The sequence below is a fragment of the Wolbachia endosymbiont of Anurida maritima genome (genome assembly GCF_042182995.1).
Lineage (GTDB): Bacteria > Pseudomonadota > Alphaproteobacteria > Rickettsiales > Anaplasmataceae > Wolbachia.
This window is the reverse complement of the sequence record NZ_CP102058.1, coordinates 366,986-385,009: the sequence shown is the minus strand read 5'-3', so window position 1 is coordinate 385,009 and position 18,024 is coordinate 366,986. Positions and strand designations below refer to the sequence as shown.

The following is an 18,024-nucleotide window of genomic DNA, read 5'->3' as shown; positions in this document are numbered from 1 at the left end:
AAATAGTGTTAATTTCGGGGTAATATGACTGAAATACAGACGGCAACGGCAATACCAAATGAGTTTTTAGGAGAAGATCCAAAGGTAGAGACTGTAGGGCAGGAAATAGTAAGAGATACAACACAAATAAAACACTCTGTCGAATTTCTAGATGGCGTGAGTAGTAATAGCGTTATTAAAGAGATTGTAAAGAAGATTGAAGAAAAAATAAAGGAATCTCAGCCTCTGGGTGAGGTCGATGTTGGCACTGATGGAGTGAATGCTAAAATTAAGATAGAATCTAGTGAAAAAGATGATGTATACAACATTAAATTTACAGATATCAAAGTTGAACCAGTTCAAATTCAAGATAAGAAACGGATTGAAGAACTGAAAGAATTAGATGCACTGTCAAATACACTTAAGGAAGTGCGGTTGTTTGCGTGCAAGGTGAAGGTGGATGGCAAAGAAGAATATAAATTTGGAGCAAAGTTTGGTAAAGGTGGAGAAGAATTCACCATAGGTGGAGATAATGAAAAGTTACCATATAAATCACAAGTAAGTGCATTAGAAGATGGTTTTGATAAGCATTTAGGATTAATTGCAACAGCAACAGGGTCTGGTAAGACCATAACAAAGCTCATGTTTGCTCTTGTAGCAAAATTACGTGGAATGGATGTTGTATCGGTTACTCCCCGTGCTGATTTGGTAGGGCAAGAATATGAAGAGCAAAAAGGAGCTGTATCTAAGCTAAGTGGTGTTAACCATAATGGTGGTTACGTCAAAGAATACAAGCACAATGTTGTGGGTCTAGAGACTTTCTTTAATAACTCAAATGAAATATTAGATTTTAGTAAATTTTCCAAGCTGCTAAAAGATGAAGGAGCGGAAGATAAGGAATTTAAGGTGGATTTGAAGAGCAAGAACAAGAAAATAACAATTGGTGAAAATATCAAGATCTATGAAGATCGCTATACGATTGGGGGCGAGGAACATAAGGAAAGTATTTTTAGTGACCGCAAGTTACTCTTGATGCTTGATGAAGTGCAGGATATGGTTGACAAGGGGGAAGTATATTATAAAACAACCCAGCTTTTGCTATTGCTTGCACATTGGAAAAAAATAAACCTGGTAATAACAACAGCAACTCCTCCTGTTTGGATGAAGGACTATATAAAAGAGGAAGAANAAAAGAAACCACAAGATGGAAGAGCGCATATTGAAGCTCAATCGTTGCAGCAAAAAATTATGTTGGGTATTGGCGCGAGAATTGATGTTGAAGTTTGCAAGAATGTAAAAGATGGAAATTTTGTTAGTAATTATGTAAAATATCATAATAAGGAATTATTGGAAAGATCTGAAGGTGATAAATGTTATTATTATAATCCCAAGAAGGACAGTTCTAATATAGAGGAAGAGATAAGGAAGTACATCATATGGAATATGCAGAGTGTACGTAATAGAATGACTCTTGCGTGCATGGATTCTGATCAAGCTAAAAAGCAGTTGAAGGAGTGTTTGTGGAGAGAGAAAAAAAGTTCAGAGATAGGGAAATTTCTTTATAATAGTGACTCATATGATTCAACCAGTGAAGTAAAGGGGAAACTTTTAGGTCAGTTTGGTCAAGAGAATGAAGAAGCAATTAATAAAGTTCTCAAAGGCTTTGACTATATGGGCAGCATTGTTGATAGTGGTACATTTGCTGTTGAGCACGGGATTATTAACAATGTCATATCGTGCATAACTATTACACCAGATGAACTAAATAAAGGTAAATTGGAAGATAAGCTAAGTGAGCTTGATAATCAACGGTTCTCAAATATAGAATCATTCAGAAAGAAGGTTAAAGATAAACTTAACGATTCGGAAGCTCACACAAAGATAGAGAAATATGTTAAAGGTTTAAATATTAACAATGGTGTGCATGAAGATAAGATAAAATCAGCAATGAAAGCTGTATGGAAAGTATTGAAAGAAAGCGATGATAAAAGGTTAAATGAGTTGCTAGATAATCATAATCTCAGCAAAGAAATTCACAGAATGATGCCACCTGATTTGGGTTCCATGTTTCCATCTGATTCTACAGAAGATATTCTAAAAATTATTGAGGAAAATAGAAGTACTTTCTTCAGATACCTCAAAGAGCACTATGAAACAGATGGAGCATTGGCAAAAATAGAAGAAGAGTGTAATACGCTATATCTAGTGTATAAAGAAGAAAAGGATGATGCAGATAACTATGAGAGAACAGAACTGGAGCCAGCTCGTGCGAAGTTTGATGCAGCAAAGGGAAAACATAGCGCATGTAAAGGAAGAATAGAAGAATTAAAAAATGGGATAAAAAAAGCGACAGGTGCGGATCGAAACAAAATCGAGGAGATGAGGAAAGAGTTAGAAAAAGCTATAAAAGAACAGCCGCGTTTACAGCAAGATGAAACGGAAGCCACAGGCAATATGACTGCCTGTAAAGCTATATATAATGGTAAAGTAGACAAGGTAAAAGAAAAGGGGAAAGAGTTAATTACTACGTTTAGAAAAATTAAAACAGAGTTTGAAAGTAAAGAAAAGTATCCATTAAGGGAATTACGAAAAATTTGTGAAGAGTTATCTGTCTACGAGGCTAATGGCAAAGATAAATGCATTGGTGATAAATTATCAAAGGCGGGTCTTGTTGGGTATTATTTCAATTGGGAAAGGAAATCAGGTTATAATAACCAAGTACTGCATAACGTTCTTATGAGAGAGACGATGGAAGATAATGCAGAAAATAAGAAGCAGTGCGTGGGTAGGGGAGGTAGGAAGAAAGGTCCTATTATATCATTATCTTATGTTGATTCTGCAAAGATCAATAGTCCTGGTACAGTAAAGAATCAGTTAACAAAGGGTGATCCTTTTGACTCTCTTAAGGAGGTAAAGCATAAAATTGATACGAAGAAGTATGCTGAAAGGATGATTAAGGGGATTGAGGGACTTGTTAACTCTAAATATGAAAAGAATGAACAAGAACCTAAGTTTATTGATGAGGAAGCATACAATGGGCTGATTGGAGAGACTTTCCAGCACATTTTGAATGTGCGTCATGAGATTTATAATCGCAGTGGATACAGCAACGGGCACGTTGAAGCAAATAAATGCTTTTATCAGGTTTTAAAGTCTGCAACTTCTACCTTGAAAAAACAACTTGATCAAAAAGGAATAGTAGTAGGAGATTGTGAAATTGAGCTTGGAATTAAAATTCTTGAGAAAAAAATAGGTGAGCTGTTCGAAGAATATGAGAATTCTTCACGTAACATTAAAGGTAAACAAGAAGAAAAAGATAAAGTTAGTAACAAACTGAAGATAGAAGGTAATTTTTTAAAGGTTATTATCATCAAATTTTGTACTTTGGTGCTACGTTTGTGGTATTGGAGATTTACTCTTAACCAGTTACAAGTAGAAGAAGTTTTAAAGAAAGAAGATAAGCTTACTTTCAAAGAAAGAGTTGGCCTTGTCAGGCAAGAGAAGAAGATTAAACAAGAAGAGTCAGCTTTGCAGAAGATACAGGATAGACAGAAGAGCGAAATGAAAGATTTTAAGAAAGAAAAGATAAATCTTCAAGAGCAGTATAATAAAATGCATCAATTTATAGGGATAAAGGAAATCAAAGGTAATGTGAAACAAAAAGAAATAACGGATAAGTACAAAAAGAAGGTAGAAAAAGAACAACTTAGATACATTGAATCAGAGTTAAAAGAAGTGCAAAGTCCTTTGGACAAAAACAAGAAGGATGTGTTTAATGAGCTCAATAGTAATACAACCTCAGAAAAGAGTAATGATAGGGATGTAACAATCTTAGAAGGCCGTATGGAAGCTCTCAGGGGGGAATTAGAAAAGATTGTTGATTTAGCTAAAACTAAGGATACCTTAGTACTTATAAGATGTAAAATCATAGAAGAGCCATTAGTGAATAATCTGGAATCATTCGCAAAAGGGATGGAGGTGATAGCAATAAAGCTGCACAGTCATGAGTTAATGAATGATGATGATAAGAAAAAAATAATAGATCAAATTAATGATCTGCGCAATGCAAACAACAGTGAGAAACAAGAAGAACAGGCCAAGAAAATAGTTGAACAGCTATTAGATTGCATGAATGTGAAAGAGGAAGGTAGAACTTCAGTGGGCCTGAAAGATATAGCTTCAGTGGGCCTGAAAGATATAGAAGGAGGTAGAACTAAATTTGAGAAGTTATACAATACAATAAATCATAAAATTGATGGTCTAAAAAATACAGATCTTGCCAATGAAGGGCTGAAGTGCAATCTTGGTGATGCTAAAGGGTTGCTCACGTATTTTGATGAATTTGCAGATGAGAAGAAAAAGATAGAAGAATGGCAGAAGAAAGAAAGGCAGTTAGAAACTGAGAAAAAAGAACTAGGCACTGATGCAAAACAAATGGATATTTGCAGAAGATTGAAAGTATCTGAGAGTATCAATAAGAATTACGATGTAAGAAGGGTTGTGTGGATGGGTGCAGTACTTATTGAAANNTTCTTGCCAAAGCTAGAGGAAAAGAATGTGGAGCTCAGGATGAAGTATTTCAGCTCCCCTATTTTCTTAGAGCTCTTTACTAATATCGTGGCACCACTTGCTAATGAAGGAAATCTCAAAATAGCACTCGATATATTTGATCAAAGTGGCAATGGTTCAAAAGAAGGTGCAGACAGAATCTGTAAATTTTATCAAAGTTTGTTAAATAAGGATTTTAATAAGAATTTAGATGAAGGTTTTATAAGGGACAACATGGATAGTGTGTTAATAAAGGATACAGCGCAATTGTGTGTGTTAATTGTACTTACAAAGTTCAATCATCACGCTAATGCTCTTAGCAAAGATCTTGGGCTTATAAAACCTTTAACGTTTGAAAAGATTGATCTTCTGGCGCGGAAATTCCCTAACAATAACACTGATAATGAGCAAAAATATATATTACAAGATATTGTGGGAAAATTCTTCCCAAGTAACAAAACTACAAAAGAAGCATTTAACGATCTAAAGAATTATAATCCTATAAACACAGGAATTCGTGGTAATCACTGCAACACTGGAACAATTATGTTTTCAACGCTTAATGCAATAATGAGAGGGGCAGCTGTTGTGGCAGATTACACAGCTCATAGTGGAGATAATCAAGATAGCATGTTAAACAAAGTACTTGGGTTTCTTGGCGATAGTAGTATTAGAAGAGCGAAAGAAGAAATTGCAAGATTAGGTAAAGATGTACATAAAGAGGTTGCAGAGAAGTTTATCTATGAATATTTGGAGATGTTGAGAGCAGGATTAAATGGTCGTAATTACTATCCACCTCAGCAGCTTGGTGATTTGCCGGAAACTTCGCTTAATACTTGCCATGTTCAAAAGTTATCGGAAGATTATAAGAAAGCATCACAAGGTTCACTCCCTGCAAGCTTAATAGCTTCTCCAGATGCTGAAAAGTTGGATAGAGTTCAGGAAAAAGTTAAATTGGGTGGAATTGGCAAATAGTTGGATTGATGAACTGGCCTTCTAAAGTATGCGCTTAGTAGCGCTTTCTATGAGAAAAATCGTATTATCTATTCCATAAAGCTTTATGAAAGATCCCATTCTTGGGCCGGTTTTTTGGCCAAGTAATGTTTCATATAATAGCTGAAACCAATCACGTAAGTTGGTGTAATCATATTTTTTTCCAATAAAAAATACCTGAGATTGAATTTCTTCAGCAGTAGCAGTTATAGATAGAGAATGTAAAGTGTCCTTCAAATCTAGTAACGCTTCTTTCTCTTTTTCATTTGGAGTTTTATACGATTTTGTTGGTTTGATAAAATCGTGGTAATACTTTACTGCAAAGTCTGAAAGTCTATCGAGCATTTTATTATTTTCTGATGTAACATTCGGTGCATAAGAGGATATAAAACCCCATAGGATCTCTTTGTTTTCGGCGTTACAAGCTGCTGCTAGGTTTAAAAGTAGTGAGAAATTTATGCCTGAAGTTTCTATATTTGGAACTTTGCCCTGGTGGATATGCCATGCAGGATTGTCTAATCGTTGTTCTAGTGAAAAATTAGCACCTTGGTCAGGTGTCATGAAAGTAGCGGACACTGGAATCCATATTTTTTCTTCCTGGATCCCAGTGTCCGCTACTTGGATGACAGTAGAGGAGTCTGGGATAACAGAAGAGGATTCTGTATCGAGCACGTTATCCTTATTTTTATGATAACGCTTAACAAACTCTAGATACTCATCAGTTGATTTTGGTATCACATCAAAATAGAAACGTTTAGCTTTTTTAGGACTCTGAAAAATGTACAATGCTAAGCTCTCTGTTGGTGCGTAAGTTAACCACTCTTCAATTGAAATACCATTTCCTTTTGATTTTGATATTTTCTTTCCTTCTTTATCAAGGAAAAGCTCGTAGCAAAACAGAAGTGGTGGCTTTTCTCCAAGTATTTCACATATTTGACTTGAAAGCACAGCAGATGGAGTTAAATCTTTTCCATGAGCTTCGTAATTTACTCCAAATGCGGCCCACCTCATTCCCCAATCAGGTTTCCATTGCAGTTTACATTTTCCTTTTGTTACCGGAACTTCTATTTTTTCCCCGTTTGGATCTTCATACGTGATTGTTCCTTTATCTGTATTTGTTTCAATTACTGGAACTTGTAAAACTTGAGAAGTTTTTGGGCATATTGGCAAGAACGGACTATAAGTATGCTGCCTTTCTTCCCGAAATGATGGAAGCATTACGTCCATTACTTTATCATAATTTTTCAGCAAGAGTAAAAGTTTTTCATCGTAAATGCCAGATTTATAACACTCTGTTGCACTCCTAAATTCGTATTCAAATTCAAACATATCAAGAAATTTACACAACAATGAATTCATATGATGACCATAACTCTGATGAGTGCCAAATGGATCAGGTATCATAGTTAGTGGTTTATTTAAGTGCTCTCTTAGCATCTCTTGATTTGGCACATTATCTGGTATTTTTCGCAAACCATCCATATCATCTGAAACTGCAATGATTTTGGTTTTTATACCAGGAGCTATTTTTTTTAATGCATTTACAATAACTGTAGTGCGGAAAACCTCTCCAAAGGTTCCTATGTGTGGTAAACCAGAGGGTCCATAACCAGTTTCAAATATTATTTCTTTTTTATTAGGAAACTCTTGCAATATTTTTTCTGCTTCTTGAAATGGCCAACTTGTCATTATCTGGGTTAAATAACGTATCTTAACTTAAAGTGCTACTAGTTTCAATGGATTTTTAATATAATGATATAGTATTAGTTATTATTAGAAGGTTAAAGATATGTCCACAGGTAGTATACAAACAGATCAATTATTTAAAGGTCTTACAAGACCTGCAATGCTCTTTGGTGTGAGTTATATGTTTGCAATATTAAACGTCCTGATTTGCATGCTAATTTTCATTAATTCAAATGATTTAAGAGTGATTCTCTTAATGTTACCAGGTATACATGGACTTGGTTATATAGCTTCTGCAAAAGAACCGTTGTTTATTGAATTATTTATGGTAAAGTTAGGAAAATGCTCAAGGTGTTTAAATCGTTTTTACCACGGAGCTAATTCTTATGATATTGCTTAACGTTATGTGATGCTGAGGTTTAGGGCTATTCAATCAAAGAATAAATCTACTCTGAACAGGGAAGTTCACGCTGCTGAGTTTATTCCTTATTCTTGCTATTGGGATAGCACAACCTTGATGACAAAAGAAAATTGGTTGGTTAAGGTTATAAAATTAAGTGGTTTTGCATTTGAAACCGCCGATGACGAGGATTTAGTCATACAGAACAATATCAGGAATCAGATGCTAAGAAGCATTTCATCTCCAGCATTTAGTTTGTATTTTCATACTATCAGACGTAAGAAAAATATTTTTTCTGATGAATTTGCAAATCAAGATTTGCCGAATTTTTTCGCTAATCACGTAAATCTAAAATGGAGAGAAAAGCACGCAGCAAGGCAATCATTTATTAATGACCTATACATTACGATTATCCGTAGAGCGGACACAAAAGGAGTAGAGTTTTTATCACATCTACTAAAAAAATTCGGGCATGTAACTTCAAAACATGCTTGGGAAAGTGATATGCGTGCTACGTATGAAGATTTAGAGGAAACGACAAATCGTATAGTGACAAGCCTTAGGAATTATTCGCCTAAAATCCTTGGAGTAAAAGAAACTCCAGATGGTTTGTTCTGTGAAATAATGGAATTTCTATCTAGAATTGTAAATTGTGGCTTCGTTACAAATACGCTTTTTCCGCTCAGAACTGAAATATCAAGATACTTACCAGTACATAGGTTATTCTTTGGCCGTAAGATGATACAGGTTGTGACTCATAATGAGAGTAAATATGCTGGAATAGTTAGTATCAAAGAATATGGAAATAATACTTCTGCAGGAATGCTTGATTCATTCTTACAACTTCCTTACGAGTTTATAATTACGCAATCTTTTCAATTTACAAATAGGCAAATGGCGATTGGAAAAATGCAGATACAGCAAAATCGAATGATACAGTCTGCAGATAAAGCTATTTCTCAAATAGCAGAAATTTCTCAAGCACTTGATGACGCAATGAGTGGTAAGATTGCGTTTGGTCACCATCACCTGACTATTTCATGTATAGCAAAAAGTCCTAAATCATTGGATAACGCTCTGTCATTGGTAGAATCCGAGCTTTCTAATTGCGGTGTTTACCCTATTCGCGAAAGAGTTAACCTTGAACCAGCATTTTGGGCGCAAATTCCTGGTAATTTCGATTATATAGTGAGAAAAGCTACAATAAGTAGTCTTAATTTGGCTGGATTTGCATCTCAACATAATTATCCTACTGGCAATAAATTCAATAACCACTGGGGAGATGCAGTTACAGTTTTTGACACGACATCTGGTACTCCATTTTTTTTTAACTTTCATATAAGGGATGTTGGACACACTATGATAATTGGCCCAACCGGCGCTGGTAAAACTGTTTTAATGAATTTCTTGTGTGCCCAAGCGATGAAGTTTTCTCCAAGGATATTCTTTTTTGATAAAGATCGCGGTGCAGAGATTTTTTTGAGAGCACTTAGTGGTATTTATACTGTAATAGAACCAAGAACTAAAACAAATTTTAATCCTTTGCAACTTGATGACACCTCTGATAATAGAACGTTTTTAATGGAGTGGATAAAGTCTTTAATTTCGGTATATAATGATAAATTTACTTCAGAAGATATTGCACGGATTAATGATGCAATTGAAGGAAATTTTAAATTAAGAAAAGAAGACAGGTTCTTGAGAAACCTCGTACCGTTCTTAGGGCTTGCAGGTCCTGACACTCTAGCTGGGGCAATATCTATGTGGCATGATAATGGTTCTCATGCTGCAATATTTGATAATGAAGAAGATTTACTAGATTTTTCACGAGCAAGAGTATTTGGTTTTGAGATGGCTAGCTTGCTCAAAGATCCTGTTGCCCTTGGACCAGTATTGATTTATTTATTCCATAGAATTAGCATATCTCTTGATGGCACTCCATCTATTATTGTTCTGGATGAGGCATGGGCATTAATAGATAATCCAGTTTTTGCACCCAAGATAAAAGACTGGTTGAAGGTACTGAGAAAACTAAATGCTTTTGTAATTTTTGCTACTCAGAGTGTTGAGGATGCAAGTAAAAGTGCTATTAGCGATACGCTTGTACAACAAACAGCGACACAGATTTTTTTACCAAATCTGAAAGCTACTAGTGTCTATCGAGATGTTTTTATGTTAACTGAACGTGAGTATATATTAATTAAGCACACAGATCCAAGTACTAGATTCTTTTTGGTGAAACAAGGAGTTACTGCTGTGGTAGCTAGAATAGACTTAAAAGACTTAGATGATATAATCAACGTATTATCTGGACGTGCAGAAAGTGTCATACTGTTACATGATATATTAAAAGAAGTTGGGGACAACCCAAAAGTATGGTTGCCTATATTTTATCAGAAGGTAAAAAATGTTTAAGACTAAACTGTCATTGCTATTAATTGCGATATTTTTACTAAATATAGACTTTTTACTCTCATATCCAGTGCTTGCAGATGGAGTAAGTGGTACTGACAAGACAGAATTTGTTAGCAGATTTAATTCCACTGGCAGCTTCAGTCGTGCCTCTAATCCTGATTGTGGGGCGTTTGAAACAGCTGCAGCATTTGCTGGAATAGCGATTGCTGTTGGCGCAATATTTACTGGCATTGTCTTAATCGTCTCTTCTGCTGGTTTGTTTACCGCTCTTGTTATTGTTGGAATGATAGCTGCAATTGTTGGAGTCTGGAAAGCTATAGGAGGACTTGTTGTTTGTGAACATAGTTTTGTTAGACACCCAGTTGCACGTGACCATGATGGAAAATATAAAAACTTTAAATTAAAAGATACAGGTTATAGTGTCTACACAGATAAAAATTATCAAAAAGAAGACGAATATTTTTCTGCATTACAAGGAAAATCAGGAAAAGATGGAAAACAAACAGAAAAAGAGATTTTAGACTCTAACAACTCGGATACTATGAATAACGAATATAAGAATTATTTTTGGCCAAAAAACAGCGTGCAATACAGTGAATATATAGAAGTATGTCATCGAAATCCTTTAACATTTGGTCATATTTTTAGTGATGTAGACTTTGATGTAAGAGAGAAAGATACTGGATATGAAGGTGGGTCATGGTCACCAAAAGTTGATGGCGCCCTAGAATGTAGAGTTCTTAAAGCTGGGCAAAGCAAAACCATACATGGAGCTACATTCAAAGCAGTGAGAAAAACGGGCAGATTATGTGTGGAGTTAGCCAGTGTTAGCATGCTTGGTATCGAAATGACTCCTTGGCCGCAATGGGTTGATATGGGGTGCACGGAATTGCCACCTGACCCACTTGCTCCTATGTGTGAAAAATCTGTGATGATATTCAAAAATAAAGATGGTACAGGAGAGGAAAAAGTTCCTATTGGTAATAATGATGACTATAAAACTAATATAAGAGATAGGGAAAAAGAAGGAAAAATTTTTGTAGGTTACGACAATAAAGGCTGTTTTAGCTCGTATGTCTCTGAAGCTTGCTATAATCAGGCAGGGAGTAAATCATTAGCTCCTATTCCCATCACTTCTATGATAGTGCAATGCATTAAGGAATCGTTAGATAATTTAGTTGCAGGTATTGATTCAAGTGGCAGCCCACTTAAGGATGAAAATGGACATAACAAGGGCAGTTTCTTATCTGTAGCACAGAAAAAGCTAAAAAACACCGTAACTGCTGTTTTGGTTCTAGCTTTAGTATTGTTCTCTATAAAAGCTATGTCTGGTGGAGTTCAGAGGCCTCAAGAAATGTATATGTTGATTATTAAATTTGCTTTAGTGATGTATTTTACAACTGGTGATGCCATGCAGAAGCACTATGGGTATTTGACGAAGCTTTCAAATGGTTTGTCAGAAATAGTATTGAAGGCATCATCTGAAAGCAAAGGTCTATGTAACTACAAAGCAGAGGATTATGAATACGATCGTGCAGGAAATAAGGTATCTTACAGTTATCTTGCTCCTTGGGACAGGCTTGATTGTAGAATTCTATTTTATTTAGGCGCCCCGTTAGATGGAATTGGTGGCAAAATTGGTACTGGAGGTGTTGTAACGTTAGCAATCTTGCTTGGTGCTGCTCCTGTCTTGTTAGTTGCAGGTTCGATAATCGGTATTATTTTTGCTGGTGGACAGATTTTAGTAGCTATTGTCTGTATATTTATGGCCGTTTTGATGATGATGGTTATTTTGTGGCTGTGCTATGTATTTATTTTATCTCTAGTTGCTTTAAGTGTAATCGTCATTTTATCACCTTTGTTCATTCCTATGGTTTTATTTCAACACACCAAAGGATATTTTGACGGCTGGGTGAAAGAGTTGATTACCTATAGCTTATACCCGGTTATCCTTTTTGCGTTTTTGTCTTTTATGTTTATAGCATGTGATAAAATCTTTTATAGAGGTTTGAATTTTGAGAAAGAACAAGTTAAAATATTAGGCAAGAAAACATATTGGTTTAAGTTGAAAAAAGGAGAATGTGCTAGCAATCCAAATACTTTAGCGTGCATGCTGCAAAATTACAAATGGGAAAAGAGCATGCTACTTGGTCTGGTTGATTTTGCATATGTTGAATTTAGTGACTCTGTGCTTGGAGAGCTAATGAAGTTATGTTTAGTACTATTTCTATTTTATCACTTTTTAAACATTCTTCCTGGAATGGCTGCCGAACTTGCTGGTAACCATAGAGCAGCGCTCGGTTCTGGTAGTACACCTCCACAAATGGTGAACAAAGCTTTATCTGCTGCTAAAGCTGCTGCTGGGGATGTTGGTGAAGTTGCTAAAGCTGTTGCTGAGAAGGCAAGAGGTGCTATTGGAGGAGGTGGTGGTGGAGATGGAGATAGTGGTAAAGGTTCCAGCGAAACTGTTAAATAAGGTGGCGGCGATGCTAGTTAAGGTAAGTAACAGATGCTTAAACGTTTAAGTAACCAAAACTTGGGTAAGCTATGCATGAGTTTTGTGGTGCTCTTTTTATTGTCTGGGTGCGGGGAACATCACTGTATTAAGCCAGAAAATTTATCAGGTTTGCGTGAAAAACTAGATATAGTGTCAACAGAGCAGAAGTGGGTTGATTCTGGTGTCCATATCTCAGATGGGGTAAGAGTAACAGAAATTAATATAGTGCCTAGCAAGATTAATTTTTGTCCTAAGCAGTACGCAGATTTTGCAATTGGGCCTGGGAGAAATGACGTTACATTACCATTTGCACTTGAAGCTGGTGATACGATAAGCTTTAGTGTGATTGGAAGTAAAGTGTGTAAAGATAAAGAGAGTGAGACAAAAATCAGGTATTTGAAAATCGACGAAAAGTGTAGCGAGCAAGAAACGGAACATTTTGCACATGTTTTAAATCAAGAGAAATGCCAAGGTGGCAAGGATGGGATATGTCCTAATAAATATATAATAGGCGATGCGCAATGGTTGAGTGGAAAAGAGTACTGGGATTCAGATTTTTCGAAGTTAGATCAAGATGAGAGGAAAAAGAAGATTAATGATATTATTGAGTCTGTAAAACAGGGAGAAAGTATATGTAGCAAATTTTCAAGCAATAAGAAAAAGGAAGGCAAGAAAGGTGAGATAGATACATACATTTTAAATCTTGCATGTCAAAACATGTGTTATTATCATAACCAAAATTGCGTTCAGATAGAGTCTAATACTGTAGATGATGGCCGTGTGGCTAGAGAACTTGCTAACGCTTTAGCTGTTGGTAACGATGAAGCAAGTAAAGGAAAAGCTATCAAGATGGCTGTGGATCGTATAAGAGAAAAGGGGGTAAGTACTTACATTCCATCATTAGTAGTGTCAATGCAGGAAGAAGATTTTGAACGTGTGAGAAACGATGGTATACGCACTAACTATGATCATGAAGTGAAGGGCAATCATCACCAAGGTGAGAATTTAACTTTCACCCTTGGTACTGGAGGCAAGGGTGGTTTCAACATAAGAGTAACGAAGAACCACAGTCTGGAGAATAGCTTGTATATAAGCGTCTCTGACAAACTTCCTGAGCGTGAGCCTGACGAAACTCAGGGAGATATATCCGTAGATATCAGCAAAGTTCATGACACCCAATATATGGAAAACTTGAAAGGAAAATTAAAAAACAAAAGCGGTACCATATATTACGGAATAAGAGACCATGGCTGCGATTATAAAAATGAAGGTCAGTTTAGCATTAGCCTCACAACTAAAGAGCCACCTACAAGAACTTTTAGTGCGATATATAACTTCTTTGATGAAAAAGTGAAAACTGCATTTTTCGGCTCTAATTATAAAGACCCTAACGCAATTCACTCTGATACTAGTCCTGTAAAGTCTCTTTACGAAAGTTTTATAAAATCAAGCAGAACAAATACCATTAGATCCACGATAATATCGCTGTTAGTATTATACATAACCTTATATACCCTTTACTACTTTTTTGGTTTAACTCATATTTCTATATATGAGTTTTTAATTGTATGCGTAAAGATAGGAATCATCGTCCAGCTATTGCAGGATAATAGCTGGAACTTTTTTTATAACAATGCATTCTCTATGCTTATTAACACTCCAAAACAACTAATAGAAATAGCAAATTTTAGAGGTACGACATCAAATGTTTTTGAATTCCTTGATTTGCCGCTCAATAGGTTCTTGTCATCGCATTCAGTATTGTTAATAGTATCTCTTATATTTTCTGGCCCTTTGGGCATTGTATCTTTTTGCTTGGTGATTTGGGGTTTAATCACAGTGAGCTTATCTATTTTTAATGCCTTATTTTCTTTTATTACATCTATAGCAATAGTTGCGTTATTGCTTTCTTTAACACCTATTTTTATTATTTGTCTTTTATTTTCATATACTAGGCAGATGTTTCAAAACTGGGTTAAAAATTTAGCAAGATTTGCAATTCATCCAGTGGTGCTTTTAATTTTTATATCACTGATAAGTCAGGTTATGGATTATATTGTGTATTCAGTGTTTAATTTTGAGGTCTGTACTACATGTATACTTAATATTAATCTAAAGATTTTTAACCCTTGTATTTTTTATGGTTATGCCTCCAAATATACACCCAATATTACCTCTATGATGGCTTTTGTTATCTTAGGTCATGCTATGAAAGCTTTAGTTGAAGCTTCTTCGACAATATCTGACTCGTTGTTTGGTGTTTATGTAGCAAGCGAACCTGGAAGACAGTATCAACAAAGCTTAATGGGAACAGTAGGGTTAGATGAACAAAGCGTTCAAAGAAGAGCAGGAAGTGCTTCTCAACAATCAGGTACGCCAAGTCAAAGGCCTCAAATACCGCAAAGGGCTCAAGGACCTCAAGGGCCTAAGATACCAGGGGGCTCATAATGATAAGTAAAAGATCGTTATTATTTATACTATGTTTCGCAATCACTGGTTGTAACATGGATTGTGTCGAACCTGGATTGCAGAGCAGAAACACTAGTGTTAACGTGGATGTTCCAGTTCATAAAGCCGATAAAATTCATTGGGTTGATTCTGGTCAAGTAATTAGTAAGGGTGAGAAAATCAAATTTACCCTCAATGGATCAGTAAATTTTTGCCCTCCTAAAGAAGGCAAAAATCCAAGGAAAGTACTGGTGCCGGCTAGCTTTTGTACTGATGGCTCAGAACCAAATTATAGTAAAGCTGCAAATATTAACGATGTGCCTAATAATTATGGCGTTGATGAAAAAGGCGTAAGTGAAAACGAATTGTGCGGCAGTAAAGGATTTGGCAGCAATAGACGTTATGTGGATACTGGAATTAAAGTAAATCCAGGTGACAGGTTAAGTTTCAGCTTAGTTCCAAGAGAGATAACAATTGATTATGACAATCCACAAGGAAAGGGCATCAGCTTTGATGACAATTGTTATAAAGCTATGAAAAATAGTCATGGGGAAACTGTATATAAGAAAGCTACAGTGAGTGAAGTACATCAGGGGGGAGAGTTTTTTTGTGATGGTAAAGATGGTACAAAAAATAAAATACAATTTTTACCTCTTGATAAAACAAAAGCAAAGGAAAGCAAAGTGCTGGTTGGCAATGGATACACTCCATATGATAATAAGGTACATTTTAATAAAGGTTACATTAAAGACAACGAACCATGGGTATATGGTTCGCTACTTGATTTACGCCGCGCTAAAATAGGATTGAACGAATTATGTGATGGAAAAAGCTGCGATTTTAACGAGGTGAAAAAGTATAGCTCTTATGAGCTTAACTGTTACTATCAGAACATATGTTACAACAAAGAAGGTATATGGAATGCTACTTTTCCTAAAGAGAAGAATTGCGTCTCTTCTATAAGGTATAGCAAATATGATAAAGGAGATAAATGTGATATGTATTCTCACCTTAAAGAGGTTGAAGATAAGCTTAAGGAGATAGAAAGAAATAAAGGGCAGATTAACATTATTGATTTTACATCAGACACTGGAGAAGATATTTCCTGGGCTGAAGCTCTTGTTGCAAAGATTGGCAATCTTGATTATCAGGATACTGCTCAAGGTATTCAATGTCTTCCAGAGGATAAGGGTGCAAAAAGGAATAATGTGTGTTCACAAATTAAAGATGATTTTGAGGATTTTTCTTTAAGGTTGAACCATGATTATGAAGTAAATCAAGGTATAAAGTCCGGTAGTGATGTAATGCTTGCTATAGCAAGTAATGGCGAATACTACCTTCATAGAGGTGGGTACCATGTTAAGGTAACTAGATCATGTGAATATATTAATGGCGAGAAACTGTATGTATATTTGGGTGATAACCCACCTAAAGATTTGCATGGTGTAGGAACTAATGATTTTAAAGTGGTAGGAGTGAGAGAAAGAGTAGACGAAAAAGATAAGTACACCATATTAGATGTAATAAAAGGAGAACACTTTCAGGACGGAGAATCTAAGAAGATATATTTTGGTATTGATGTAAGCAACGTAAAGAAAGATGACATTACAGACAAGGAGGGCAAATATTATGAAAACAATAAGTACACAGTAAATTTATTTCTAAAAAGAAAAATAAACGATTTTATTTCATCGAATATAAACAAGATATTTGGTGTTATAACAGAAGGAGGTGGAGACACTGTTAAAGATTTATATGAAGGATATAGAAAGGGGCTTATACAAGGAGTAAGAGCCTTACTTACTCTATACGTTATATTTACTGTCGTTGGCTATATGCTTGGAACAATACAGCTAAGTAAATTTGATTTCATTGTAAGAATGTTCAAGATAGCATTTATAGCTTTTGCCTTTAGCGATAGAAGCTGGGAACTTTTTGGTACAACTTTGTCCAAACTTTTCGTAGGTGGTAGCATTTATTTAGTTGATAGCTTTTCTGGCTATGTAGGAGAAGGGGGGAGAAAATTTGCATTCTTAGACTTAACAGTAGGAGTATTATTCACAGCAGAAACATGGCTGAAGTTTTTATCGTTAATGCTCTCTGGTCCTTTTGGCTTTATTGCATTTTTGGCAATACTCTACGCTACTTTTATGTTCTTACAATGCATTATTAGCGCTACGTTTAAATATGTAATATCTACTGTTCTAGTGGCGTTTTTGCTGTCATTAACACCTTTGTTTATCGTATTTATTTTATTTCAACAGACTAAATCCTTGTTTGATAATTGGATAAAAACGCTGGCTCACGTTGCAGTACAACCAGTTATTTTATTTTCATCTTTATCTCTTTTAAATCAGTTGATGTATTCAGTTCTATACAATCTCACAAATTTTTCTGCATGCTATCAATGTTTAATTAGCGTAAATTTCTTATCGTATGATCTGTGCTTGATGAAATCAATACTGCCTCTTGGATACAGTCCTGGCACTAGCGTTGATGTTGCACTCAGTACCGGAGAAAGGGCTGGTGGGCACTTTGCAGCATTACCTATAGACCTAATCCAGGCGTTTATATACCTCATTATTGCTGGTGCAATGGAAGCTTTTGTTTCTATATCGGAAGCTATGGCACAGGCACTATTTAGCTCTGGTTATGGAGTTGCTGGTAGTGTTGGTCATGTTGCTAGGAGCGCATCACAAGCTATGCTGTCAACTGTTGGCCTTGATGATAAGACCCAAGGTATTATACAGAACATTAGGCAACAAGTGGGTAAAGATCGGACGGAAGTTGACGTGAAGGATAATTCCATGAGCCCTAAATCTGAAATACCAGAACAATCAGGTAAGCAAGAAGGTCCTGATAAAAAGGAGAGGGGGAGCTCTAAACCTGAAGCACCAAAACAATCAGGTCAGCAAAAAAATCCTGATGAAACAATAAGAAGTGACCCTAGTGCTAAAGCTAAAAACAAGGAAGAAAATGGAGAGAAGTAAGATATGAATGATGTTATGGAGTAACTAATTAAAAAGATATTTTAAGTAAAGTTTTAGAAATTTATTCT

At 35.6% G+C, this 18,024-nt stretch carries 7 protein-coding genes; 6 read left to right on the top strand and 1 reads right to left on the bottom strand.

Going from position 1 to position 18,024, the window contains the following annotated elements; genetic code table 11:
• The first annotated feature begins 24 nt into the window (after positions 1 to 24).
• Positions 25 to 5,502, top strand: coding sequence for a DEAD/DEAH box helicase family protein (locus NOX90_RS02145; RefSeq protein ID WP_375604357.1), 5,478 nt, complete (start codon positions 25 to 27; stop codon positions 5,500 to 5,502).
• A gap of 21 nt (positions 5,503 to 5,523) precedes the next feature.
• On the opposite strand, the gene lysS is transcribed toward NOX90_RS02145, so the two are convergent.
• A complete protein-coding gene (lysS, locus tag NOX90_RS02140) occupies positions 5,524 to 7,209 on the bottom strand; it encodes a lysine--tRNA ligase (RefSeq protein WP_375604356.1) in 1,686 nt (561 codons plus the stop codon).
• Positions 7,210 to 7,309: 100 nt separating this feature from the next.
• Between lysS and NOX90_RS02135 the strand changes: the two genes are divergently transcribed.
• Genes NOX90_RS02135 through NOX90_RS02115 form a run of 5 tightly spaced genes read left to right on the top strand, consistent with a single transcriptional unit; the run spans position 7,310 to position 17,956 of the window.
• Positions 7,310 to 7,606: a type IV secretion system protein VirB3 gene (locus NOX90_RS02135; RefSeq protein ID WP_250296927.1), complete on the top strand. Its 297-nt coding sequence runs from the start codon at positions 7,310 to 7,312 to the stop codon at positions 7,604 to 7,606.
• Positions 7,607 to 7,615: 9 nt separating this feature from the next.
• Positions 7,616 to 10,021, top strand: coding sequence for a VirB4 family type IV secretion/conjugal transfer ATPase (locus NOX90_RS02130; RefSeq protein ID WP_375604355.1), 2,406 nt, complete (start codon positions 7,616 to 7,618; stop codon positions 10,019 to 10,021).
• Entirely contained in the window at positions 10,014 to 12,497 is a 2,484-nt protein-coding gene (locus NOX90_RS02125; protein ID WP_375604354.1) for a type IV secretion system protein, read from the top strand. The genes NOX90_RS02130 and NOX90_RS02125 overlap by 8 nt, the downstream gene beginning before the upstream one ends.
• A 33-nt stretch (positions 12,498 to 12,530) precedes the next feature.
• Positions 12,531 to 14,966 (top strand): type IV secretion system protein, encoded by a 2,436-nt coding sequence (locus tag NOX90_RS02120; protein ID WP_375604353.1) that lies wholly within the window; start codon positions 12,531 to 12,533, stop codon positions 14,964 to 14,966.
• On the top strand, positions 14,966 to 17,956 hold the full coding sequence (locus NOX90_RS02115; RefSeq protein WP_375604352.1) for a type IV secretion system protein: 2,991 nt from the start codon (positions 14,966 to 14,968) through the stop codon (positions 17,954 to 17,956). The genes NOX90_RS02120 and NOX90_RS02115 overlap by 1 nt, the downstream gene beginning before the upstream one ends.
• Positions 17,957 to 18,024 lie beyond the last annotated feature (68 nt).